The organism is Bacillus niameyensis, from assembly GCF_001375535.1.
Classification (GTDB): domain Bacteria; phylum Bacillota; class Bacilli; order Bacillales; family Bacillaceae_C; genus Lederbergia; species Lederbergia niameyensis.
The window spans coordinates 2,075,022-2,101,012 of the sequence record NZ_LN831197.1; the positions used below are offsets into that span (position 1 = coordinate 2,075,022).

General features: G+C 37.4%; 19 protein-coding genes. 2 read left to right on the forward strand and 17 right to left on the reverse strand.

Features of this window, described 5'->3' with window-relative positions; all coding sequences use genetic code 11:
• Positions 1-3,803: FIMAH domain-containing protein (locus BN1243_RS23045; RefSeq protein ID WP_456061830.1), on the reverse strand; the 3,803-nt coding region annotated here is incomplete at its 3' end.
• A 128-nt stretch (positions 3,804-3,931) separates the two neighbouring features.
• Positions 3,932-6,691: an FIMAH domain-containing protein gene (locus BN1243_RS09770; protein WP_062106361.1), complete on the reverse strand. Its 2,760-nt coding sequence runs from the start codon at positions 6,689-6,691 to the stop codon at positions 3,932-3,934.
• 195 nt (positions 6,692-6,886) lie between these two features.
• On the opposite strand from BN1243_RS09770, the gene BN1243_RS09775 reads away from it, so the two are divergent.
• Entirely contained in the window at positions 6,887-7,738 is an 852-nt protein-coding gene (locus tag BN1243_RS09775; RefSeq protein ID WP_062106363.1) for an AraC family transcriptional regulator, read from the forward strand.
• 232 nt (positions 7,739-7,970) lie between these two features.
• Here the strand turns inward: BN1243_RS09775 and BN1243_RS09780 are convergent, their stop codons facing one another.
• The 7 genes from BN1243_RS09780 to BN1243_RS09810 form a co-directional block, all read right to left on the reverse strand.
• A complete protein-coding gene (locus BN1243_RS09780; RefSeq protein WP_062106365.1) occupies positions 7,971-8,162 on the reverse strand; it encodes a hypothetical protein in 192 nt (63 codons plus the stop codon).
• Between the two features lie 75 nt (positions 8,163-8,237).
• Positions 8,238-9,794 carry an ABC-F family ATP-binding cassette domain-containing protein gene (locus BN1243_RS09785; protein WP_062106368.1) on the reverse strand — a complete coding sequence of 519 codons (1,557 nt, stop codon included), beginning with the start codon at positions 9,792-9,794 and terminating at the stop codon, positions 8,238-8,240.
• Positions 9,795-9,816: 22 nt separating this feature from the next.
• Positions 9,817-11,454: a DUF2334 domain-containing protein gene (locus BN1243_RS09790; protein WP_062106370.1), complete on the reverse strand. Its 1,638-nt coding sequence runs from the start codon at positions 11,452-11,454 to the stop codon at positions 9,817-9,819.
• Positions 11,455-11,470: 16 nt separating this feature from the next.
• Entirely contained in the window at positions 11,471-12,385 is a 915-nt protein-coding gene (locus BN1243_RS09795; RefSeq protein ID WP_154669836.1) for a hypothetical protein, read from the reverse strand.
• Positions 12,386-12,450: 65 nt separating this feature from the next.
• Positions 12,451-13,686, reverse strand: a complete 1,236-nt coding sequence (locus BN1243_RS09800) for a glycosyltransferase family 2 protein (protein WP_062106374.1) — start codon at positions 13,684-13,686, stop codon at positions 12,451-12,453.
• A 1-nt stretch (position 13,687) separates the two neighbouring features.
• Entirely contained in the window at positions 13,688-14,443 is a 756-nt protein-coding gene (locus BN1243_RS09805) for a hypothetical protein (protein ID WP_062106376.1), read from the reverse strand.
• 95 nt (positions 14,444-14,538) lie between these two features.
• The gene (locus BN1243_RS09810; RefSeq protein WP_062106378.1) at positions 14,539-17,721 is read right to left on the reverse strand and encodes a DEAD/DEAH box helicase; all 3,183 of its coding nucleotides are present in this window, start codon (positions 17,719-17,721) and stop codon (positions 14,539-14,541) included.
• Between the two features lie 350 nt (positions 17,722-18,071).
• Between BN1243_RS09810 and BN1243_RS09820 the strand changes: the two genes are divergently transcribed.
• Entirely contained in the window at positions 18,072-19,376 is a 1,305-nt protein-coding gene (locus BN1243_RS09820) for an MFS transporter (RefSeq protein ID WP_062106382.1), read from the forward strand.
• Positions 19,377-19,402: 26 nt separating this feature from the next.
• Here BN1243_RS09820 and BN1243_RS09825 read toward each other — a convergent pair whose 3' ends face one another.
• The 8 genes from BN1243_RS09825 to BN1243_RS09860 all read right to left on the reverse strand — a co-directional run.
• The gene (locus BN1243_RS09825; RefSeq protein WP_062106383.1) at positions 19,403-20,059 is read right to left on the reverse strand and encodes a YkyA family protein; all 657 of its coding nucleotides are present in this window, start codon (positions 20,057-20,059) and stop codon (positions 19,403-19,405) included.
• Between the two features lie 31 nt (positions 20,060-20,090).
• Positions 20,091-20,993 carry a polysaccharide deacetylase family protein gene (locus BN1243_RS09830; protein WP_062106384.1) on the reverse strand — a complete coding sequence of 301 codons (903 nt, stop codon included), beginning with the start codon at positions 20,991-20,993 and terminating at the stop codon, positions 20,091-20,093.
• Positions 20,994-21,039: 46 nt separating this feature from the next.
• The gene (locus tag BN1243_RS09835) at positions 21,040-21,786 is read right to left on the reverse strand and encodes an acyl-[acyl-carrier-protein] thioesterase (protein WP_062106385.1); all 747 of its coding nucleotides are present in this window, start codon (positions 21,784-21,786) and stop codon (positions 21,040-21,042) included.
• 171 nt (positions 21,787-21,957) lie between these two features.
• Positions 21,958-22,383 (reverse strand): YugN family protein, encoded by a 426-nt coding sequence (locus BN1243_RS09840; protein WP_062106387.1) that lies wholly within the window; start codon positions 22,381-22,383, stop codon positions 21,958-21,960.
• A gap of 108 nt (positions 22,384-22,491) precedes the next feature.
• A complete protein-coding gene (locus tag BN1243_RS09845) occupies positions 22,492-23,922 on the reverse strand; it encodes a vWA domain-containing protein (protein ID WP_230200163.1) in 1,431 nt (476 codons plus the stop codon).
• Positions 23,923-24,158: 236 nt separating this feature from the next.
• Entirely contained in the window at positions 24,159-24,869 is a 711-nt protein-coding gene (locus BN1243_RS09850) for a protein kinase family protein (RefSeq protein ID WP_062106389.1), read from the reverse strand.
• A 6-nt stretch (positions 24,870-24,875) separates the two neighbouring features.
• On the reverse strand, positions 24,876-25,232 hold the full coding sequence (locus tag BN1243_RS09855; protein WP_062106391.1) for a zinc ribbon domain-containing protein: 357 nt from the start codon (positions 25,230-25,232) through the stop codon (positions 24,876-24,878).
• A gap of 166 nt (positions 25,233-25,398) precedes the next feature.
• On the reverse strand, positions 25,399-25,991 hold a 593-nt coding region (locus BN1243_RS09860), incomplete at its 5' end, for an IS200/IS605 family accessory protein TnpB-related protein (RefSeq protein WP_084781873.1).

Genomic DNA, 25,991 nt, shown 5'->3' on the forward strand with positions numbered 1-25,991 from the left:
TGCTCCATCAGCTTTTTTGTATCTGCCTTCAACGTGTCATATAACTCTTGCGGGATGGCTTTACTTGCCAATTGATGGTCAAGCAGCTTTTGGAAGTTTTCCAGGTGTTTAACCACTTTTGCAGCCTCCTCTTTCTTTTCAAATTGGCCGACTGCTGTTAAATGAATATTAAGAGCACGGTAATCCTTCTCCGCCACGTCTCCCTGATAGTCTTTTAGAGTGGAAAGCATTTCGGCTGTATTGACCTCTGCTGATGGTTCATTAGGCCCTTCTCCAGCAGACCACCATTGAAGTTGATTTAAGGCTATATGGCCCCAGTCCAAATTTCCATCCTTTACTTTCAAACGAATCTTATTCGTATAGATCGGATCAAAAGTAACATCTTTGGATTCAATAACATTAGAATTCATATCCCACTGAATCTGTACATCCGATTTTGCAGGAACCCAATCTGTTCCGTTATGGTATTCTATATCAAAATTTGTAATGCCTTGGCCTTTACCATAATGGGTGGATAAAGTAATTTTGTTTGTATGAATATGTTTATCACCGAGATCAAGGGTAATATAGCCAGGGAACGTAACAGAATTCGCCGAACTCCATGAGCCCGTCTCTTTAATAATATTTGCTATGCTCCCTATACTTGTCCCCATTGTCGTACTAACCGTAGCTTGGGGCGCGACATCAATCGAGTCCGCTTGTGATCCATATTCAATAAATGGATTCCAAACCATCCCGTCACAAGAATTGCTATCCTTCTTATTAACGACAAAGTAAATCATGTCATTTGGCTTTACAGTAGTCGTTAATTCATGATCAATGCCTGCATTATCAGCTGCTTCGATATGTTGCCAACCTTCTGCAGGCCAAAGTTGCGTATCATTTTTCATAATTTTTATATTTACTCCATCTCCACAAGCAATATTATGTTTTCTCGGATTTCCAGAAATGGTAATATCCCCTTGAGTTGAAGCTTTCCAGCCTACGACCGAGTCTTTATTGTCTGGATGAATATGGGCGTTTCCTCGGATGACATTGTACTGATGTGTACCCTTCCAACTATTTCCGGAATCATTCCATGTCATCTCTGAATAGTTGGAGTCATTCCCTTCCAGGTAATACCATTGATTCTTCCCTTGAACTGAGCTCCAATCTTCTGCTAATCTATAAGAGCTAAAGTCAGGATTTGCAGGTGTTTTGGCAATATTAGACACCGTTGTTTTCCCCATTTTATACCAGCCGGAATTTGTCTTCTCTTCTGTAATAGCTAAATTAATCGCTGGCTCATTGTTGTTTGTTGTGTCGACAATACCATATGCAAAGTCATACGTACCATTTGGAATATCACCAAAGCTAATATTCGATTCATACATATAATTTCTGCCCTTCAACCAATCCGATGGATCAATATTTGTCACATGAGTGAAAACTGGCAAGGCAGTTTCCGTATCAAGCAACGCAAACGCCACTTTATATTTATAGCCCCATGCTGGTCTATTATTGGGCATTTTACCTAGTGCCGTGTTTTTCCATTCACTTGTTACAGTTACATAATCGCTTGATTGGATCGTCGTTGGAAACGTAAAGTTTGTTGGGACAAATCGATATCCTCCATTGACAATAAAATCATCTACTAAATCTTCATTTTTCATCNCGGATTTACTGCCCAAATCAAGGGTAATGAAACCTGGAAAAGCAACAGAGTTTGCTGAGCTCCACGAGTGCTTCAAAACATTACTGTTAATATTCGAAATCTTCCCTTCACTTGTTCCCATTGTCGTACTTGCTGTAGCTTGAGGCGCGACATCAATAGAGACCGCTTGTGGTCCATATTCAATAAATGGATTCCAAACCATCCCGTCACAAGAATTGCTATCCTTCTTATTAACGACAAAGTAAATCATGTCATTTGGCTTTACAGTAGTCTTTAATTCATGAGCGATGCCTGCATTATCAGCTGCTTCGATATGTTGCCAACCTTCTGCTGGCCAAAGTTGCGTATCATTTTTCATAATTTTTACATTTACTCCATCTCCGCAAGCAATATTATGTTTTCTCGGATTTCCAGAAATCGTAATATCCCCTTGGGTTGGAGCTTTCCAGCCTACGACCGAATCTTTAATATCCGGATGAATGTGTGCATTTCCTCGGATGAGATTGTACTGATGTGTACCCTTCCAACTATTTCCGGAATCATTCCATGTCATCTCTGAATAATTGGAGTCATTCCCTTCCAGGTAATACCATTGATTCTTCCCTTGAACTGAGCTCCAATCTTCTGCTAATCTATAAGAGCTAAAGTCAGGATTTGCAGGTGTTTTGGCAATATTAGACACCGTTGTTTTCCCCATTTTATACCAGCCGGAATTTGTCTTCTCTTCTGTAATAGCTAAATTAATCGCTGGCTCATTGTTGTTTGTTGTGTCGACAATGCCATATGCAAAGTCATACGTACCATTTGGAATATCACCAAAGCTAATATTCGATTCATACATATAATTTCTGCCCTTCAACCAATCCGATGGATCAATATTTGTCACATGAGTGAAAACCGGCAAGGCAGTTTCCGTATCAAGCAACGCAAACGCCACTTTATATTTATAGCCCCATGCTGGTCTATTATTGGGCATTTTACCTAGTGCCGTGTTTTTCCATTCACTTGTTACAGTTACATAATCGCTTGATTGGATCGTCGTTGGAAACGTAAAGTTTGTTGGGACAAATCGATATCCTCCATTGACAATAAAATCATCTACTAAATCTTCATTTTTCATCCATTCCGCTGCATCTTCAGGGACACGCAAATCAAACGTATTCGCACGAGCATCCTTAGCATCCCTTAAACTCACTTCCAACAATTCTCGTATGCTTGAAAATGGATTTCCATTTTGATTCATATATTTCTCAAAGTCATGAGCAAAATAGTTCCAACCATTTTCCGCAAACACAGGGATGCCTAAACCCAGCATACGATTAACATAATAAGCCTTATCACTTTCTCCAAAATATTGAGGCATTCCAAAACTATCACGTCGAAAGATATCATAATGGTTTGAGTCGACCAACGACTCACTAATATTCGCTAATGCACCACCTTGTTGTCCACCTTTTAATACTTTATCAAAGGCTTTTTCATAGGCAGTAGCAATTGTTTTAACACTTGTATTCACATTACCGGGCTGTGAAGAATCTTGCCGAATATTATGACCTTCACCCCAGGCACCTAATCCCATTGCATCAACGAAATCGACCTTAGATGGATCATTGTATTTCTCACCGAAGGCCGCGATGAATTTTGTGAATTTATCAAGGAATACAGCATCGTTAATATATGGAGTCCATAATGTTTCGTGATATCCATTATTATTATATCCCTTAGCACCCGCATCAATAACGTATTGAGGGGTTACCTGTTGCCATGAATTTTGACTATCCATATATACGCGGAATGAGAGTTTTAATCCACGATCTAGTGCACCTTGAACCAAAGCATAATAATTACTGGAAGGATCATCCCAGGCAAACTGTCCTTCTTCTGGTTCAAAGAAAGACCATGGGGCCCGTAAATAAAAAATACTTGCTTTCTCTGTTGCCCCCGAATGATCAAATGACTCCCAGAATAACGGTGGATCCATCACACATTTATTTATGTCTGGTATATTATCATCAACCATCTTACCTAATGCGTCACAGTATAAAACCCAACCCATCGCTGGATTTTTCACTAGACCTGATGTTTTCTCAGTTGGAGAATACGCCCCCATTTCTGAAGCGTTTGACTGGTTAGGAAAAATCATTAACATAGAAAAAATCAATAATACACCAAAAAACAAGTGGCACTTTTTGGCTTGTATAATCTTCAAATCTCATTCCTCTCCTCTATTTATTATTTTTATAGAGAAAACTAGAAGATAGAGCTTTTTTAGAAAAGTCATTTAGGCTGTTTCCATTGTTCAATTAGTCGTTTTGTATCTGTAGTAAGCATGTCATATAGGTTCTTTGATAAAAATTTGTTCTCTAACTGGTGATCAAGTAATATTTCAAAGTTCCCCAGTTGTTTAACTATTTTAGCTGCATCACCTTTTTTCTCGAAATGCCCAACCGCCTTCAAATGAAGTGTCAGTGCTTGGTAATCCTTGTCAGCTAATTCTTCTTTATAGTTCTCAATGATGGATAGCAAATGATTCGTATTCATTTCCTCTGAAGGTACTTCAGGGTCAATGGACTCTTCTTCCGTAGACCACCATTGAAGTTGATTTAAGGCTATATGGCCCCAGTCCAAATTTCCATCCTTTACTTTCAAACGAATCTTATTCGTATAGATCGGATCAAAAGTAACGTCTCTGGATTCAATAACACTAGAATTCATATCCCACTGAATCTGTACATCCGATTTTGCAGGAACCCAATCTGTTCCGTTATGGTATTCTATATCAAAATTTGTAATGCCTTGGCCTTTACCATAATGGGTGGATAAAGTAATTTTGTTTGTATGAACGGATTTACTGCCCAAATCAAGGGTAATGAAACCTGGAAAAGCAACAGAGTTTGCTGAGCTCCACGAGTGCTTCAAAACATTACTGTTAATATTCGAAATCTTCCCTTCACTTGTTCCCATTGTCGTACTTGCTGTAGCTTGAGGCGCGACATCAATAGAGACCGCTTGTGGTCCATATTCAATAAATGGATTCCAAACCATCCCGTCACAAGAATTGCTATCCTTCTTATTAACGACAAAGTAAATCATGTCATTTGGCTTTACAGTAGTCTTTAATTCATGAGCGATGCCTGCATTATCAGCTGCTTCGATATGTTGCCAACCTTCTGCTGGCCAAAGTTGCGTATCATTTTTCATAATTTTTACATTTACTCCATCTCCGCAAGCAATATTATGTTTTCTCGGATTTCCAGAAATCGTAATATCCCCTTGGGTTGGAGCTTTCCAGCCTACGACCGAATCTTTAATATCCGGATGAATGTGTGCATTTCCTCGGATGAGATTGTACTGATGTGTACCCTTCCAACTATTTCCGGAATCATTCCATGTCATCTCTGAATAGTTGGAGTCATTCCCTTCCAGGTAATACCATTGATTCTTCCCTTGAACTGAGCTCCAATCTTCTGCTAATCTATAAGAGCTAAAGTCAGGATTTGCAGGTGTTTTGGCAATATTAGACACCGTTGTTTTCCCCATTTTATACCAGCCGGAATTTGTCTTCTCTTCTGTAATAGCTAAATTAATCGCTGGCTCATTGTTGTTTGTTGTGTCGACAATGCCATATGCAAAGTCATACGTACCATTTGGAATATCACCAAAGCTAATATTCGATTCATACATATAATTTCTGCCCTTCAACCAATCCGATGGATCAATATTTGTCACATGAGTGAAAACCGGCAAGGCAGTTTCCGTATCAAGCAACGCAAACGCCACTTTATATTTATAGCCCCATGCTGGTCTATTATTGGGCATTTTACCTAGTGCCGTGTTTTTCCATTCACTTGTTACAGTTACATAATCGCTTGATTGGATCGTCGTTGGAAACGTAAAGTTTGTTGGGACAAATCGATATCCTCCATTGACAATAAAATCATCTACTAAATCTTCATTTTTCATCCATTCCGCTGCATCTTCAGGGACACGCAAATCAAACGTATTCGCACGGGCATCCTTAGCGTCTTTCAAGCTTGCCTTTAACATATCCCGAATGTTTGTATACGGCTTTCCATTCCTATTCATATATCCTTCGAAATCATGGGCAAAATAGTTCCAACCATTTTCTGCGAATAATGGTATTCCTAAACCAAGCATACGATTGACATAATAGGCTTTATCACTCTCTCCAAAATATTGGGGCATGCCAAAGCTATCGCGTCGCAAGATATCATAATGGTTTGAGTCTACCAATCCCTCGCCAATGCTTGCTAAAGCTCCCCCTTGTTGTGCTCCTTTTAATACTTTATCAAAAGCAATTTCATATGCATCCGCTACTGCCTTCACACTTGTATTTACATTCCCGGGCTGTGAAGAATCATGGCGAATATTATGACCTTCTCCCCAGGCACCTAGCCCCATTGCATCAACGAAATCGACCTTAGATGGATCATTATATTTTTCACCAAATGCAGCAATAAATTTAGTGAATTTATCCAAAAAGACAGTATCGTTGATATAAGGATTCCAATAAGTATTGATATATCCCTTTGCACCTGCATCCCTCACATATTGTGGAGTAGCTTGTGTCCAAGAATCCTGACTATCCATATAAACGCGGAACGAGAGTTTCAACCCCCTATCTAATGCTCCTTGAACAAGTTCTTGATAGGTGCTTGCTGGGTCATTCCAAGCATAATTCCCTTCCTCAGATTCAAAATAAGACCATGGAGCACGCAAGTAAAAAATGCTCGCTTTATCTGTAGCTCCCGAGTTGTCAAATGATTCCCAGAACAAAGAGGGATTCATTACGCATTTATTTTCATCTGGCATATTATCAATTGTCATTTGCCCAAAAGCATCACAATATAAAACCCATCCCATCGCCGGATTCTTCACTAGACCTGATGTTTTCTCAGTTGGAGAATACGCCCCCATTTCTGAAGCGTTTGACTGGTTAGGAAAAATCATTAACATAGAAAAAATCAATAATACACTAAAAAACAAGTGGCACTTCTTGGCTTGTATAATCTTCAATTCTTATTCCTCTCCTCTATTAATTATTTTATTGAACGACTAATCTTTTAATACTCACCGCCTTTTCTAATAGAATGTTAGATCGAACTATCTATTTACAGCATAGTTGGAAGCGTTTAAAATATAAATAGCATAATGTTTTATCTTTTTACCTAATTGTCACTTTTCGGAAAATACGTTTATGTGGAGGAGAACATGGAAGAAACTTTTCATGAATTTAAAGATTCTCTGATTCATACACCAACTGAATTTGATTTACTAGGAGGGATTTGGCCTTTAAAAACGGGAACGAATGTAGCGAAACCAAGCTACCATATTGGACCACAAACTTTACCATATTTTTGTCTGCATTTTATTATCTCTGGGAAAGTTCAGTTTACATATGAAAATCAAAAAGTTGTACTTGAGAAAGGAGATATTTTTGCTATATATCCAATGGTCCTTCATGAATATCAGTACACGACTCAACCTTTAGGTACAAAACTAAAAATGCAGTGGCTCGCCTTCAATGGGCCTAAAAGTATCTATCTTTTAAGCAGAGTAGGGTTAAATATAAATAGACCCTTTTTAAAAAATAAAATGGGAACAGAAATACAACAAACTTTACATAAAATTCAGCAATCATTTCAGAGTTTACACACCTCTACCCGAGAACAACTTTTGCTTCCTCAACTACTATATAATGTATTTTATTTACTAGCTGGGCCCTCAAAAAATTCCAAAACACAAATTACTCAACCAATCATTGCTCAGAGTCTTACCTTTATCGACGAGAATTTCACAAAGCAAATAACTGTGCTAGATGTAGCCCACTATGTCGGATTATCACGCTCCTATTTTACTAAATTATTTACAGAAGAATTAAATTCGACACCAAAAGAATATATACAAAAAAAGAGAATGAAATTATCGTTCCAACTGCTCGAAGAAAAACAGCTTACAATTACGGAAATCGCTGCTTTAGTTGGTTATCCAAATGTGTATACATTCAGCAGGGCATTTAAAAAATATTATGGACAATCGCCAAGCCACTTTTTAAGTTTTTAAGTAGCACTATAAATAGAAAAAGCTGTCCACTCAATCTCTTTGGACAGCCTTTTTTATAAATTGGGGCAGTGACAGCTTCGCTGGTACTGCCCCTATTATCAATAAAAACTAATTGTGGTTAGACTTTTTAGATCAATGGTCAAACGCAATACAAACAGGAACAAAAAGGAAGAAGAACGATTCTGTCGTTGTAAAAGGTGAAACTTTAAAAAAAGGTCGGTATTACTCAAATTCAATACCTATCAGCTGATGATTCGATTTCCTCTTGGTACTTTTCTTTCTTGCGTTGTTCTCTCTCGATGATTTCTTTTAGTTCCTCGATTCGTGCGTTTTCTCTCTTTCCTTGCTCGACTATTGTTTCTAAGTGATTCGCCTTCTTTTCATTAAAGGTTTTTTCCGCTTGTTCTTTCGCTCTAAAATTCAAAGTATGAATTTTAGAGTCGTATATTCTCCTTATATTGTCCTAAGAAATCCAGAAAATTTCCGGATCGATTCTTAATCAAACAACCTTCGTTGTCCACTTCTCACCATTCCAAATTTCCGTGACAACCCCCTCATAAAATTCAGGTTCATGAGAAATCAAGAGAACACTGCCTTTATATTCCTTCAAGGCTCGTTTCAGCTCGTCTTTTGCATCACGATCCAAGTGGTTTGTCGGTTCATCCAGCACAAGCAAGTTTGTTTCTTGGTTCACGAGCTTGCATAAACGCACCTTTGCCCGCTCCCCACCGCTAAGCACTTTCACTTTACTTTCAATATGTTTCGTCGTAAGACCAACTCGTGCAAGGGCAGCACGCACCTCATATTGTGTGAAATGAGGGAACTCACTCCAAATTTCTTCCAAGCACGTTTTATCACTTTCTGTTTTCATTTCCTGCTCGAAATAACCAATTGCAAGATGCTCCCCCTGTTGAACTGAACCAGAAAGAGCAGGAATTTCGCCAAGGATACTCTTAAGGAGTGTCGTTTTTCCAATGCCGTTTGCTCCTGATAGAGCAATTTTCTGTCCTCGTTCCATCGAAAGATTTAATGGACTAGAAAGTGGTTCATTATAGCCGATTACAAGATCCTCTGTTTGGAACAAATATTTACCTGGTGTCCGCGCCGGTTTAAAATCAAAATGCGGCTTCGGCTTTTCCGCATCCAATTCGATAATTTCCATCTTATCAAGCTTTTTCTGACGAGACATTGCCATCCGGCTTGTCGCTGCGTTTGCCTTGTTTCGGGCAACAAAATCTTTCAAGTTCTCAATCTCTTTTTGTTGCTTTTTATATGCGGCTTCTACTTGTTGTTTCTTCATTTCATAAACACGCTGAAATTCCTCATAATCACCCGGATAACGAGTAATTTGTTGATTTTCCATATGATAAATCAAATTAACAACGCTGTTCAAAAACGGGATATCATGAGAAATGAGAATGAATGCACTAGGATAGTTTTGTAAATAACCGCGTAACCATTCGATATGCTCCACATCTAGATAGTTTGTCGGCTCATCGAGAAGCAGGATATCTGGCTTTTCAAGTAGCAACTTCCCAAGTAATACTTTCGTTCGCTGTCCTCCGCTTAAATCATGAACATCGCGATCAAGCCCAAATTCATTTAACCCTAGTCCATTCGCAATTTCTTCAACCTTCGCATCAAGGATATAAAAATCATTGCGCTCGAGCGTTTCCTGAATTTCTCCTGTTTCCTCTAAAATCGCCTCAAGTTGATCTGGGTCTACTTCTGCCATTTGGACAAACAGATCATTCATCTGTTGTTCCATATCATACAAATACTGAAACGCGGTTCTAAGTACATCACGAATTGTCATCCCCTGTTTCAGTGCAGCATGTTGATCAAGATACCCAACCCGCGCTCGTTTTGCCCAGCTTACAGTCCCAGCGTCTGGTTCCAATTTGCCGGTTATAATATTCATGAATGTGGATTTCCCTTCCCCATTCGCACCAATCAAGCCAATATGTTCTTCGGCCAACAAACGAAAGGACACATTATCAAAAATGGCCCGGTCGCCAAAACCATGACTTAAATTCTTTACAGTTAATAAACTCATTATTAAACACCTTTACCTTCATTTAAATAGGACGACTATCTCCTCTTCTTCGCCTTGTTACGGATGAATAAATCACAATCACAATGAATAGGAGAAGAGGGATACTAAACCACCACATTGTTTTCACCATATGTGTTAGTTTGATTTTCATAGAGATATCCGCATTCACAACGCCATCCTCCGATGTAATTGTAATACCATCTATTTGCACTCGGTTCTCCATCATCTTAAGATCGAGCCACTTGTAATCTTTATATTTTTCCATGTCATCGATGACTTCTTTTAATGGATCAAGACCTAAGTATGGATGATAGAAGAAGGACAAATAGCTATCTGAAAAATTAGCGAGAAAATCGGCATGGTTTTGTAAACTTTCAACCGCCTTTTCATCATTTGGATCGATATAACCTAATGTTTCGGGAACTAACTTCAATCCATGCATAAAGGCTGGTTCACTATCGAAGAGTGGAGCAAAGGTCGTTTGATACGTTTCATTCGAAATTTGGGTTTCCCCTACATAAGTTGTGAAATAATTAGTAAGCGCCTTATATCCTTCCAATGACATCGCATAATGTGGCGGCTCGAACCCTAATGGAAATAGCCCTTGTTCAGCCATCTCTTTTATTCCATCGGACACCGTCTGGTGAATATATTCCTTTTCAAACATTTTACCTTTTTCGACAAACGTTTCATACTCTTTTTCTGTTTGAAAATCCTTTCGCAACAAAACTTTCTCGTCTTTATTCTGATAGATGGGGCGGTCATGAAGAGCATCCCAATATTCAAACCCTTCCCCCGTTTCCGAACTGCGATATTGGTGCTTATATCCATGTAAAATGAAACTTGCACCATGATCTTGCATATATTTTAAAACACGAACAAGCTCTTTTTCATCATTTAAATGAACTTCTTCGCCAGTGTTCGGATTCGTATAAACGGGGATAATCGTCATCATATAAGGTATTTTCTTTTCCCATAAATACTCGCCAATTTGTTGCAATATTTTCGGATCAGTTTTCGGATGGATATCTTCTAAACGTAAGACCTTAACAGGATTTCCTTTTGGCACACCAAAAAAGGAGAATAATGCTTCTCCAACATAATGGCTGATCATACCACTTATCGTATTAACAGTAGCAAAAAGGTTTGCCCCGTCTGAAAAAACGATTGGAAATTGCTCATTTTCAGCTTTGCCTTTATATATAACGTTTGTATTATTTTTAAAATTATAAGCAAAGGCTACTTTCTCAACTTCCAACGACACTTCTGAATCTCCTACAATGATGCTTTGTATGTTTTCTTTTCGTACGGAATCCACAAAAGAACCACGTGAAAAATCTTCAATATGTTGGCCAATTTGGAAAACAGGGCCATGGAAATCGTTTAAAGCGGTGACTAAAGGCAAAGTGGGCTTTTCATCGTTCATTGATAAATAAATCACATGGGTAAAAGATGATAGCTCCCCAACTTCATCAGCCCTTCGGATTGTAATATCATTCGTAAAATGTCCGACTAAACTATCCATCCTATAAACTTCTTCATTTGGACTATCGTATATAATTACTACGCGCAGGTCATGACTCTCAGCCCCTGCTTTACATGGAAATATAATAGATATTAAGAACAGGCAGCTGATTACATATATAAGTGCTTTCCTCATGATGGGTCTTCCTTTCTTAATCGCTCAGCTGCAATAACTGAAAATGAATAAAATCAAAAAAATGTTCTTGATCGGAATCATGATCATCCGCTACTTTATTCGCTTCCACCTTCACTTCTTTCGCCAATTTTGGTTGATTGATGCCCATAAAATAAGTATACAAATAATAGTAAACTGCTAAAGACTCATAGGGAACGGTTGGTTTTAAATTTCCTTTGTTATATCGCCCATTTATGACTTTTTTCTCCTGCCACTCTGCGACAATCCATTTTTTAAAATCCGTTTCCTGTCCGATGTACTCTTTACTTTGGGCTATCAGCAATTGGTCCACCATATGCGCCTCATTCGCATTGACATATTGATTAGCTTCTATGTTATTATACTCCGGGAAGAAAATAGACGCACTCTCTATCTTTTCAATAGACTCTCTATTTTTTTCCGTATCTGGAAGCAACTGTAAAAGTTCCGGAGTTATATAACTATAGGTTAAACGAGAGGAAGGCATTTTCAAATTCCAATCATAAAAATCTGTGTAAAGACCATCCCGCATTTGATTATCATGAATAGTACTTTGTAAAACTTTAGCAGTATCTCGATATTTGTCCTCATGAAAGGTTTCACTCCCCTTTATGAGGGCATCAATAATACGAACATCGTCTATAAGAGCATTTACAGACACATCTTCTCGAAGTTCCCAGCGAATAAATGCTTTCTCATTCTCTTGAATTAAAAAATAAGCCACTAACTTTTGATACTGATCTTCAAACTCTTCCTTATCTTTCACCCTGAGCAAAAAGCTCATGTATAATCCAATACTTTCAGATAAATATTGAGAATCACGTTGATAAGGATAAGCATGAATCAACCCTTCATCATTCATATACTTCTCTTTAACGATCTGTTGAACTGCTACTTCGTTCTTCTTATTCATTAACTTGCCCCCTTGAAAAAGCAGCACACCAATAAAGAGGCAAAGAAAAAGGATTATCCACTTTTTCATTGGTTGCCTTCCTTACTTTTGAACCTTTGCGTTTTGTCCCAACCGATCGTCTTCCCGCGCAAGCGACTCCATATATATACTGACAAACTACGAACTAGAAGAATAATAAATAGTTGCGCATAAGTAAAATACATGATTAAAATGTAACAGACATTTTTTAATGTAACGTTTTTATCAACAACAAGCGCACTTAAAAGTTGTGCTGTATATACGATATAACTCATGAACCAAAGTATAAGAAGAGGGGCTCGCATTTCAGGTAGTGTGTATCCTAAAACTCCTGCAATAAAGAAAAAATCCGATACGAGCAAGAGAACAACGAATAATAAATAAGTCATCACATGTTGCAAACTTAATATAAAAGTTTTCCCTTTCCAATGGGATAGATCTCGCAATGATTTTTCTAATAAATAAATATTTCCAGTTAGCCAGCGTGTCCGCTGTTTAATGAAAATCCGAATCTTCTCAGGCTCCTGCTCCCATGTTCGCGATGATGGAACGACAGGTAAAACATAACCAGCCGCCGTAATTCTCACTGTTAGTTCTGCATCTTCAGCCAACGCATAAACATCGTAGCGGCCCATTTCTTCAATCACTTTTCGCTTCACTAACATATTTGTACCCGCTAATGATCCGAGCTTAAATAGAGCCCATCGGCCACATTGCATGAGCAGTTGGAATACTTGAAATTCAAGACCAATCATTCGCGTTAAACGATTTACTTCCATGTTTTTTGTTTTCACATATCCAACAGCACCTGCAGCATTTTTTGTTGTTTCCGCTGTTTCAACTAGCTTTCTCAGTGCATCTGGTTCAGGCTCATTATCCGCGTCATATACAGCAAAATATTCCGAATCTGAAATTTGCAAACCATAATTTAAAACGCGCGACTTCCCTTTAGGCTCCCCCTTTGGTACTGAAATGTGGTGAATATGAGAAAATAGGCTAGAAAACTCCATTGCGATCTCCGCAGTAGCGTCTGTCGAATTATCATTTAATACATAAATATCGAGCTTACCTGGATATTGTAATCGCGCCATCGCTCGTAACGTGTCTGCCATCACAATCCCTTCATTATGAGCTGGAATAAATACCGCCACGCTCGGATAAATAGTAAGTTCAACACGCTTGCCTTCTTTATTGCGATACCATATCCCTGCAAGAGTCACTAACGAATAAAATAGCAATAATAGCCAAAAAAAGAACATGACAGCAAGTAAGAGATTCATCATTCTAGTTAACCCCCAACTTTTCCAGTTCTTCCATTGATTCTACTAATTTTACGTCAATGTCATAGGGCAACTCGATCAAATTGACAGCATTTCTTGTTTCACTTTCAACTCGCTGCAAAACAATATCAACACCAGCACGGTCCGTGTCTCTTAATAGAAGATAAACGGCATCTTTATGGTAGGTGATTAAATCAAATTGCTTGCGGATCGACTTTAAACTAATTTGTTCAATCCGTTCTTGTAGAACTTGCTTCGTCATTTTCCCCTTATGAGTAATTGTTAACTGTACAAGCCAAACCTGCTTTTGAGTTCGTTGTACAGAAGCGAACACCCATTTTGCTTGTTCACGAAACTCTTGAACGGTTAATATGTGACTATTCCCAGTATATTTTTGTAAAAGCTTCACTTGTCTTATTAAATTTTCATTTTCATAACCTATTCTTTTCAAGTACGTTAACAAAATCCAATACAATAAAATAAAACTAGTTAATAGCAAATGATCATAAATATAAGAAAGTTGAACATTTGATGGTTCATGGTACATAAAAGCATGAACTGTAAGATAAACAGCATAGCCAATTACAATTAACATCGAATATAAAAACACAAACCGCTCGTGAATAATCGCCATCAATAGTAAGGATATACCTGCGACCACCATTGCTCCTTCATAAAACGGTAATCGAAAAAAAGGAAATGCCCATCCATTAATAAGGAGTAAAAAAGTTAATAACCCTACGATAAAATTCTTGTTCATTTCATCTCACCCTTTAATTTCAGCTATCACAGTACGCCTTGAATCCCTGAATCCACTTAGCTTTATCTTGCCCTGTCATAGAAATCTCATCAATTCTATATCATCAAGATTTCCCTAATATCCTCTTCAGTAAGCGAAGAGGCGGGCTCCTTTGTATCGATAATTTCTGCAATTAAGTGTTTCTTTTGTTCTTGCAGTTCATTTATCTTTTCTTCAATCGTTCCTCTAGCAATTAGCTTGATCACCTCTACTGTATTTGCCTGACCAATGCGGTAAGCCCGATCGGCTGCTTGCTCCTCGACTGCAGGATTCCACCAAATGTCGTATAAAATTACTGTATCTGCTCCGGTCAAATTTAGTCCAGTACCACCTGCCTTTAATGAAATAAGAAATAGATCACGTTCCCCTCCATTAAATCGATTGCACCTTACTATTCTTTCTTCGGCAGGAGTTTGTCCATCAAGATAAAAGTAAGGAATGCCTTGCCGAGCTAAATCTTTGCCAATTAGCTGGAGCATTGTTGTAAACTGGGAAAAAATAAGTACTCTTCTTCCAGAGAGCTTTGATTCTTTTAAGATTTTCCGTAATTGTTCAAATTTTGCTGAACTTCCTTTATAGCCATCAACAAACAAAGCTGGGTGACAGCAAATTTGCCGTAACCGGGTTAATCCGGCTAGAATTTTTATTCGATTCTTTCTAAGTGTATCCTTGTCCAAATGCTTGAGCGTTTCATGTCTTAACTTCGCCAAATAGGCAGCATATAGTTTTTTCTGATCTGGAAGCAACTCTATAAATTCATGCGACATAACTTTTTCAGGTAGTTCCGCAAGTACATCCTTTTTCATCCTACGCAATAAGAATGGCCGAATTCGACGAATAATTTTTTTCCTCGTAAGGTTACTGTATTCTTTTAACCCTTGAAACAACTCAGGAAAAACAACATGGTAAATAGACCATAGTTCTTCTAATGAATTTTCTATTGGTGTTCCTGTGAGCGCAAAGTGATGTTCTGCTTGGATTGTCTTCACTGCTTTTGCCGTTTGTGTATTTGGATTCTTAAATGCCTGTGCCTCATCGAAAAACACAGTGTGAAAACCTTGTTTCCTATACCAATTTAAATCTGTGCGCAATAATGGATAAGAAGTAATAAGTACATCCTTTTCCATAGCTTCTTTCAGTAATGTGACACGTTCCTTTTTATGACCAGCCAATACTACAGCATGGATATCAGGTGTAAATTTAGATATTTCACTTAACCAGTTATACATTAAGGATGATGGACAAACAATCAGTACCGGCCTCTTTGTTTGGCGAATTCTAGGAAGTTCCGAGAGAATAAAGGCAATACTTTGAAGAGTTTTACCTAGTCCCATGTCATCAGCCAGGATCCCTCCGAATCCAAAGCTAGCCAATGTCTTCATCCAGCGATACCCTTCCTTCTGGTATTCCCGCAATACTGAATCTAAGCGCTCTGGTAATTCGAATTTTAATTCATCAGGATTTTGAATGCTATCTATAAACTGATGAAATGATTCTTCTAACTTGAACACATTAGCATTTTCTGTAGAATCTAAAAGGTGCAGACCATTAACAAATGGAATATATAACCCATTCTCAAGGTTAAGATTTTCGTTAGGAACAGCATTTAAAAATCTCCTAATTTCCTCAAATTCCCTTGTTTCAAGGGAAAGAAGAGTTCCGTTAGCAAGGCGATAATATTTTCGTTTCTCCTCAAGTGCGAATAGAATATCACGTATATGTTTTTCCGGAATGCCATCCATTTCAAACTTGAATTCTAACCAATTTGTTCTCTCCTTATTAGCTTTAACACGAATTCGCGGAGGTGCACTTTTTTTGATTAGACGATTCCTAACGGCTGTTGTGGCATAAATTTGTACGAGGGGCTGAAGTTGTGGAATAACGTGACGCAAAAATGTATATTCCAATTCCTCGTTATGCAAAAAATAACCACTTTCCGTTTTCGCAAATGAACTTTCCTCCATTAGCTGTAAAATCGCCTCTTCCTTTTCTTCGTCTCTTATAAACATGGAGCCAACCTGCATTCCTGACTCCAATGGATTAATAACGATACCTTCATAGTGAAACTCAAGCCCAGCTAGCAACTTATTTTTTATTCGATCTAAATATAGTTTAGCTATTAATGGCGGCTTGTTTAACTTCATGGAAATGGAAGGGGCTAAATGGACATCGCCTAGCTTTTTCAATTCAGGTACAATTTCTTCAAGAAAATAATGGAATTGGTTGTGAGGGACTGATATGTGATTAGCCTCTGAAGCATCGAGTATTTGCTTCAGTTCTGAAAGCCGTTCACTTACTTCCTCTTCCAACTGAATTAAGCATCCTTTTGAAAGAACCGCTCGATAAGCTTCCAATATAATTAGTTGATTTAAGCCTTGAATTTTCAGTTCATAATCTTTCCCTTTAGTTTCTAAAAAGCTAAATTGTACAGGGATAGGTCCTCTTGTTAAACTTAGCTCATCATACGTAATTCCACCGTATTCCCATTTTACTAAAGGTGTCTTTAAGATTATAGATACAAGTCGCTCCCATGAAGAAGGTGGAATCATTAAAACACTTTCACTAAACGGATCATCTCCATACATTTTTTCATCATCGATGATTTGGATAAGTTGGTGAATGACTGCGTCTGTTTCCTTTTGAAAGCAATGAAGAGACGGATCATATGTAAAAGAATCTGAAAGTATGCATATACTTCCAGTTTTAACTTGCATTAAAAAGTTACGGAGATTCTTAACATTAACTGTGGCAATCTTAAGTTCTATGCCAATCATATTTTGCCCTTTTCCAACTTTAAGTGGCTTACAAATAAATACCGTTTCCAACATTTCCCTATTTTCAAAATATAGTTGGTGCATACTGGACCGCTTTGCTTTATGATTAAATAAAGTGAAAATTCCTTCAGTTAGTTCATGATCGGCATTATTTTCGATTGCAGGAGAGGTTAGGTTTCGCTGATGTTCATGAATCGATAATAAAACGGCAGCGACATGCTGGCATTTAAGTTTATAGGAAGCAAGCGATGGGCAACTACATTTCGTCCGAAAACCGAAAGGACTGCTCTCATCTTTGTCAATCATGACATGAAACTCTTCCTTTGAAGATACTGTAGCGCGACATTCATTCGAACGATAGCTTTCAAATGTTATGCGATTAGAACGACAAAAAATCGCACCTCTTTTGAAGGAGACTGTACCACATATCTCTGTAATTATTTTGTTGCTTAATTTGATATTCAATTCTTTGCCCCCTTCCTAGGCTTGAACCTCTTTGTTTCATATACTAATATTTTTTTATATAGTAGGGCAAATATTGATTTTTGGTAAGTGGCACCATAATCAAACTTTTCCCAAATACCTTTAAATAGGAAAGATATAATAAACTTCATCATATAGTGATGAGGGCAAATAAAGTGAAACTTCAATCAGTGGGGATTTTCTTCATCCCCCACTGATTGTTAGTTGAACGAATCGGGCTTTTACTGGCTGTTGATCCTCCACTTACAATTCTTGGATTCTCCTCAAATTCTTGAAGTGGGGGGCTTACAGCCAGTTAATGCGGGATAAAGTCATGTGGAGAGGCGATTTTATTGAGCGAACAATTAAACTTAAAAAGAGCTACATACCATCTGTGGACATTTACGATAAGTAAACTGATTTCCACATTCGGTGCACAAGTCTATTCATTCGCTATTAGTTTTTATATTTTACAAATGACTGGATCTGCAACAAATTTTGCCTTGAACCTCATTTGCAATATTTTACCTAGAACAGTAGTTGGACCATTTGCAGGATATGTAGCCGATAATTTTTCTAGGAAGAAAATTGTCATTACTGCTCAGATCGCAACAACATTCGCAATCGGCGGCTTACTTGCCGTTAGTTTGTATTACGGATTATCTCTTATCGCAATTTATACAACAACTTGTATTCTATCAATCACTTCCACTTTCTCAAGCGTCACCTTTACCTCATCAATAAGCGGCCTTGTTGATGAAAAAAGAATCCAAAAAGCAATGTCGTTGAACCAAATGTCGATTTCTTTTGCAGCCATAGGCAGCCCGGCTATAGGTGGTTTATTATATGGTGTCGTATCAATGCCAGTTTTTTTAATCATCTATATCATAGCATCTGCTATTGGTGTCGCTCTTGAATCCACAATGAACTTTTCTTTATTTGCAAAAAGAAAAGAAAAAACGGTAGAGGAACAAAAAGAATCAATGTGGATCAGTATGAAAGCTGGTATTTCTTACTTAAAACTTCAACCTGTCTTAATAGTAATTATTTGGATTTCCTTGCTCATCAATTTTCTGTTTGGTGCATTTGAAGTAGGTTATTCTTATATTTTAATAGAAAAGTTAAAAATAGCATCTGAACATTTCGGTTTTACAAATGGAGCTTTTGCTGTCGGGATGCTCATAATGTCCATCTATTTTTCAACGAGCCGAGATGTTAAATTCCCACTACTACTATCTAAACGAGGAGTTCTCTGCATGGGGCTTATTATAGGTGCTATTTCTTTACCGCTCCTCATAAAATTTACTTATTACGGAATGTTTGCCTACTATGCACTACTTATGTTCAGCTTCGGAATGTTAGTGATCATTGTCAATACTCCACTACAGGTCATGATGCAAAAGCAAATTGATGACGATTATAAAGGTCGTGTTTTTTCTATTTTGGAAACGATGGCAATGGCGCTTATGCCACTTGGAATGGTCGTTTACGGTGTTTTTTATGATATTTTGCCTGCGGAATGGATATTAATTACATCGGCTACTCTCTTAATTGGGATTGTTCTTCTTCTAGCAAGACCTTCTGTTATTAGAAAAGCTCATCCTGAACTAGCTAATAAAAAGGAGTTTATGAAAATGCCAGGGTCTAAACAATTGTAAATTGCCTAGCCCCTGGCATTCTCTCTTTAGCTCGTTAGTTGTTCATATCTCATTTTTTCATCGTTATATTTTTCCGTATATTGATTGAATTGCTGTTCTTGATTTTTGATATTATGATAGATTTGGTTAATTTGTTCAACTTCCTTATCTAACTCTTCTTCATTATACTGTTTATTTTCTAGTTTTTCATAAAGATGCTTGTTTAAAGCCAATAAACGTTTATAGTCTTTACAATAAGAGTTATAAATTTGTTGGCGTTTTTCGAATAGCTGCAACATTGTCGTTGTCGAATTTTCTGTCTTTTGACCCTTCATTTTCTTGACGAGCGGTTTAATAACAGCAATAGAAGAGTAAGCTTGATCAAAATGCTGTTCCATTTCCTGTAAATATTGGTCCTGTTGCTCTATAAGTTTCTGAGCTTCTTTTGTAATTTTCGTAATTTCCTCGTTTTGGTCAACTTTTAAAGATAGGATAGTATGATAAAGTTTATTCTCCATTTTACTCGTTTCAGCCAAGTTCCGCTGTTTTTTAGCAAACAGTTCCTCTGATTGAGCTGAATTTTCCAATGAGTGATCGACCTTCTCGATTCGTTTATGATCATTGTATTTGATCATCACAAAATAACCTGCAACTACTGCGAACAACAAAATTCCTGCTGCAACAACTTTCTTTTTACCATTCATTCCTCATTCTTTCCCCTTTAACAATCAATGACTATTCATTTATGGAATAACAACGACCTTCGCACTGAAATGTATAAGGTACGAGCTCTTCCGTTAGGACCTTCATTTGATAGCCTTCTTTTTTTAGATATTGCAGTAACTTTGATAAATGTTGAACCGTGTGTTGTTTATCATGCAATAAAACAATAGGCGCCTCTCCTGATTGTTCTAAACTCTTAATATCTTGGATCACTTTGGTGACATATCGTTGATCCATCAACTTCCAATCCTCACTGTCGATATTCCAATCCCAGATTTTAAAATTGTTTTCATTAAGATAGTATCGCATGTCAACTGTTAAATATGGCACACTTCCATATGGCAAGCGAATTAATAGGGGCTCTATTCCAGTAATCCCCTGAATAATATGGCTTTCTTCAAGCATTTCATCTAACGGAGATGTTGCGGAACTGTATACTTGATGAGCATCATGTGTCATGCTGTGCATACCGATGCCGAACCCTTCATCTGCCATTCTTTTGACAACAGCTGGGTAGCTTTGAATATTAGGACCAATCATAAAAAATGTAGCCTTGGCATCGTATTTATTTAAAATATCAAGCATCTGTTCAGAATATGCAGATGGACCGTCATCAAAAGTTAGATAGATCACTTTATTTTTTTGTTGAAGCTCCTTGATCGCTTGCCCGTGCTCAGCTTTTTCACGTATTATTTCTTGTTGATAATGGATCGACTGGTTCAACTTAGATGTGGAAAATGCATGCTTTACTTCAAGTGTAGGAATGATTGGTTGTGCCCCTTGAAAGGCATCATCCTTCATTTGTTTTAAATGAGACTTTACCTGACTAGGGGAAAACAATCCAATCACGAGGGATAAAGTGATCGTAAAAATAGAAATAATGCTAAAATAGTAAAATTTATTAGATGTCTTCATTATTGTCTAAACCTTCCTGGATTTCATAAATGATGCAAACTCAAATTTAGTTCTTATTAATGTATATTTGTGATTTAAAAACGATTTTTTGATCTTTTTCATTAATTCCTTGAATAAAAATCAAGCCTGAATCTGCCTCATACGTATCTTTTTGAAGGGTAATCGTATCACCAGGCAAGGCTTCGTTTGTAAAATGGACTTCAATTGATTTCAATTGGTACTTTTTATGCTCATCAATCATAAAGCAATCCATAACATAGTCGACATACTTCGAATTATTCAAGTGCCCATTGAAGTCGACGTCACTATATCCAATCACCTTTTGATAGGCAATCTCCAACTGACCAAAGTTTTTTAACTTACCTAATTTGCACTCAATCGCTCTCTCGTTCCTTACGATCGGATATGTAATTGGAAAGGTGTTACTTCTTCTTAGCTTTCTCTCTTTTAAATCCATGATAATCCAAGAGGATACAGCTCGTATTATTACATTCCCCTCATAATCTCTCACTACATAATCTCTTTCGAATTCTAATTTTTTTGGTTCGAGCGGCCATGTCTCTATCGAAATTTTTTCATCTAAAATTGGCATTCTCTCAATTTCCACTCTAATTTTCATTAAAATCCAAGCCACTCCATACTCTTTATCCAATTTATCAATACCGAAACCTAAATCTTCAGAAGCTAAGCTCGCTGTGTCTTGGAAATAACTAAACAAAGTACTTAATTTTAATTTTCGATTGAAGTCTACATCACTTAAATCGATATGATAATCCATGCTAAATATAGACATTTCCTTATGCCTCCTGCTAAATTCTCGATGATACATTATATTTTATCACGCCGTGATAGCATGATGAAATATGTTGCATTTATTGGAAGAGTAGGGGGAAAATCCCAAAACTACAATCAAAAAGCTCTATGATCATCATAGAGCCAAAATAAGGTATAATAGGTTTTATATTTAGGAAATCATTCCTCCTCTCATTGTATTTAGCACTTGATCAATTACGTCCTCGCCCGCCTGTGCCCATCTACTTTTATCTCTTATATACCCATCATTATCCAACGGCTTTTGGAATTGATTAACCCCTGTTGTAGTCATTAAAGAATTCTCATCATAGTCTAAGCCAACATTTACAACATGCTTAATGACATAAGGTGTTCGAAATTGGATATGGGCATCGGAATGGTCTAAAGCGCCCTCCACTACATCAAAAGGAATTCTTAAATAGATGCTTTCTCCGCCTTCCCGCCATAAAAGCGAATCGAATTTTCCACGATCATATTCAAAATTACTGCAAAAACTACATCCATAAGCTTTAAATAATCTGCGTGCCTCACCAAAATTAATCGCTTTTCCTTCAATTTCGGAATTTAGTCTAATCACGATTATTCACCTCTAAAAGTTGATTAATACTAGTATCCTCAATTTTATAAAGGAAATACCTGACAATGCACACGACCATTCTATCTCTTGATCAAAAATTCAATGATGTCACGATTCTTTTTCCAATTCTTTGTACCATTTTTCTTTCCAAGCTTCTACATTGGCATCAATTTCTTTTCGAGCCTGGTCTGCTTCTGCACTCTTTTGTTCCTTTAATTCACTGAAATGCTTTTTTCTTAACTCTCTCATTTGATTCGCACGTTCTGAAACATAATCAGCAGTCTCCTTGTCAATCCATTCTTCTGCCGCTAAAAAGCGCGCTGCTTCAATGATCCTATTTGCTTCCCGTTCGGAAAGATTCGAAAGAGGATCGTAAATATTGATCAAATCATTTAATTGGTCTACATATTCGCGAAGGTATACACCTTGCTGGCTCATGATCTGCATTAAACTAGGCTGCCATTTTTTCTTTAAGACAGTTTCAAACTCGGCTGGGTCTTTGACCGTCACATACTTCCCTCCACCTGCTTCTGCCACTTGTTTCAGTTGGTTTTGCCCTTCATCATCTACATCAAATCCAATGATATTTATTTTTGCTTCTATATTACTTTCATTAAGCTTTTTCGCAGCTTGGATTGGATCACCATCACATGTTTCAATACCATCGCTAACAATATATACAATATTTCTATAGCCATCTTTCCCATAAGGAGCGAGCAATTCATTAGCTTTTTCGATTGCACTAGCCAATGGCGTCCATCCACTTGCTTGAAATGAGTTCAGTGCTTGCTGAAATTCCTTTTGACTATATTCTTGCAAGGGATAAACAGCATCGATCGAGGAGCACGAAAGCTCTTTATCCGAATCTTCACCCGTTCCTTTATGACCATAGGCAAGAAGTGACACATTCACATCTTCTCCTACTCCATTCGTGAAATCTTCAATGGCTTCTTTCGCAAGATCCATTCTTATGCCACCTGCTATACTAGCTTTCATACTCCCACTTGCATCCATTAAAATCACAAGGTTCGTTATTTCTTTTTTAGCTATTTCAAGTTCATCTTTTCCATTTGGAAGCTCTGGCATTTCATATCCATGATCATATGACGCGAGTTTTTCGTAATATGGCTTATATTGTCCAGAGCCAAGCTCGTATACAAGATAATCATAAACTTCTTCACGGCTTAATTCTTCGTTTTCTTGAAAGTAATTAGGCAATTCCTTATGGACAATATCAATAAACTTATCTTCATAAAAACGAAAATATTTAGTGTAATCCACCGTTCGAGCAGCTTCTATTTCTGGGTCCATATACTTATCTACTAATTTCCCAGAATGTTGTACAACTACTTCTTCTATTGTAGTAGCTGCAGAAGCTATTTCTTCACCACTCTCTGTTTTTTCAGCATGCTCACCCGTATCATTTTTTGGTAAATCTGCGTTAGAAACTTTTTGCTCAGCGTCTGTATTACACCCTGCAAAAAGCATACAGATAATTAGAAATATAGCTACGAGAAACGAGCGATTTTGTTTTTCCATGTTATCCCCCCACTTGTTTACTCTATTAATACGAATGGAAACATCCCATGGTTTCTAGGGATTTAGGACCTTATTCAGTCTGCGGGAAGAGTGGAGTTGAAAATAATTTCCCCCTGCAGTTTATACAGATCTTTATGACAAATAAATAGTGCCTTCCCCCAGACAAAATGACTGGAGAAAGGCATTATATGTATTTATAAGAGCTACGTACCGAAAAAATCCAAATAGCGCCATCGTTAAAAGGCAAATTTAAAATTTCGTTCCAATTCATCTATACTAGAAAAAGGTTCTTCTAGCCTAAGCATTCTTTTATACAGATGGATCTGTCTGTCAGTAAGCTCAAGTTCCCTATACCATGGTAAGCTCTTTCTTTGTTGTTTTACGAATGTCGTATAGTGCAAGTATATTAAGAAGTCTCCAAGGTAAGAAAAATCCTGATCATACAAATAATTTTGCCCATCATACCAACGGGCTAAACCAAAATCTACTAAGGAAACTTTAGAGTCTGAGATCAGTATATTCGGAATTCGAATATCACGATGAACAACTCCCTCTCTATGTAAATATTTCATAATAGAGATAAGCTGGCATCCTATATCATAAATTTCCCTTTGTTGGAATTTGTATTTTTGTATAAAAATCATATTTTCTACTGTATGGCCGGGTTTATATTCCAATATAAAGGCATACAAATCTTTATCACTTATTACTCCTAATAATTTCGGGATCGCTTGATTTTCCAGTTGGGAAAGAATAATCGCCTCATAAGCATTTTTATCTTTATTTTTCTTAAATGGGCGAGTTTTGAATCGTTTAATAACAACCTTCTCTCCCTGATCTGTAACGGCTAAATAACCGATGCCAAATCTTCCTTCACCTAGCAATCTAACAATTTTATATTCCCCATATTTCTTTCCAATCCATTTGTTTGCATTGCTATTAAACAAAGAACATCAACCGCCTGATTTCGTACCGCAAGATGGACAGAATTTTGCATTTGGTGGTAAAGTTTCTCCACAGTTGCCACAGAACAATGAAGTATTCACCTTTTCCCCGCACTCCAGACAAAATTTAGAACCAGTTGGGATTTGCGCATGGCATTTTCTGCAGCCTATTCCACCTTGGTTAGATGACGGGTTGGATTTTGAATAGGAAGGATTATGTTGTGTATGATAGCGTTTGTTAGAATGGCTTCTGGAACCAAGCATATCAAATAACTTTCCCATTAAACCTTTTTTTTGATAATGTTGATGTCCATGCTTACCATATTTATATGGTTTTCGCCTTGATGATCTCGAAAAAAAGCTCATTTAAATCGCCTCCCTTAATGTAGGTAAATGATAACATAGGACTATTTCTATAACAAATGTTCTGAAAACAATTGATAGATAATGGAGGTTGTTCCATAGCATGATAGCAGCCTTAAAGGGCTGTATGAACCTCCCACGACTGAAGTCGCAGGTTTCAGGGTTGGTGCTAATGCACATTGACCGCTAGAGGCTGGGTACACACAACCGCTATCCCGTTGGCAAATGCCTTTGGGACTACTTTTCTTAGTATATTCGCCGAGCCATTTACATCGGCGTTGATTAAAATTCCTTTTTTTGAACGGTACATCCCTCTCGAGATTCGCTTTCCGCTAAAGATGTCATCACTTTTTTCCCCCGATTTGTAGGTTGGGATCGGATCTTCATCTAAAAAGCTTGCTCGAGATGTATAGCTTTCTTCTGTTTCAATGACGGCTATGCCCTCGGTATTTGCTTTGTACCGAATCATTGACACCAACATCGCATGTGGGATTTGAACAAAATTTTGATTATTTTTGGAGCCTAAAGCGACTTTCTGTTTCCAATCCATATTTTTACCGATAATGATGGTATCGATGCGATGTTCTTTTGCTACTTTCACAATGTTAAAACTCACTTTATGAAAGAAATCTTTGATTTGATTATGACGCTTGCTGTCTAACTTGCTTAATCTTTTTGAATATCTTTGACCCTCTTTTGAACTCCTCCCGTTTCGTAATGCAGCATAATAATAACTTTTTAATTTATTGTACCAACGATTAA

Bases quoted from the DNA above. Each gene is read 5' to 3' on its own strand.
- BN1243_RS09775 (WP_062106363.1), top strand. From the start codon at position 6,887: ATGGAAGAAACTTTTCATGAATTTAAAGATTCTCTGATTCATACACCA.
- BN1243_RS09785 (WP_062106368.1), bottom strand. From the start codon at position 9,794: ATGAGTTTATTAACTGTAAAGAATTTAAGTCATGGTTTTGGCGACCGG.
- BN1243_RS09790 (WP_062106370.1), bottom strand. From the start codon at position 11,454: ATGAGGAAAGCACTTATATATGTAATCAGCTGCCTGTTCTTAATATCT.
- BN1243_RS09795 (WP_154669836.1), bottom strand. From the start codon at position 12,385: ATGAATAAGAAGAACGAAGTAGCAGTTCAACAGATCGTTAAAGAGAAG.
- BN1243_RS09800 (WP_062106374.1), bottom strand. From the start codon at position 13,686: ATGATGAATCTCTTACTTGCTGTCATGTTCTTTTTTTGGCTATTATTG.
- BN1243_RS09805 (WP_062106376.1), bottom strand. From the start codon at position 14,443: ATGAACAAGAATTTTATCGTAGGGTTATTAACTTTTTTACTCCTTATT.
- BN1243_RS09825 (WP_062106383.1), bottom strand. From the start codon at position 20,059: ATGAATGGTAAAAAGAAAGTTGTTGCAGCAGGAATTTTGTTGTTCGCA.
- BN1243_RS09830 (WP_062106384.1), bottom strand. From the start codon at position 20,993: ATGAAGACATCTAATAAATTTTACTATTTTAGCATTATTTCTATTTTT.
- BN1243_RS09835 (WP_062106385.1), bottom strand. From the start codon at position 21,786: ATGTCTATATTTAGCATGGATTATCATATCGATTTAAGTGATGTAGAC.
- BN1243_RS09845 (WP_230200163.1), bottom strand. From the start codon at position 23,922: ATGGAAAAACAAAATCGCTCGTTTCTCGTAGCTATATTTCTAATTATC.
- BN1243_RS09855 (WP_062106391.1), bottom strand. From the start codon at position 25,232: ATGAGCTTTTTTTCGAGATCATCAAGGCGAAAACCATATAAATATGGT.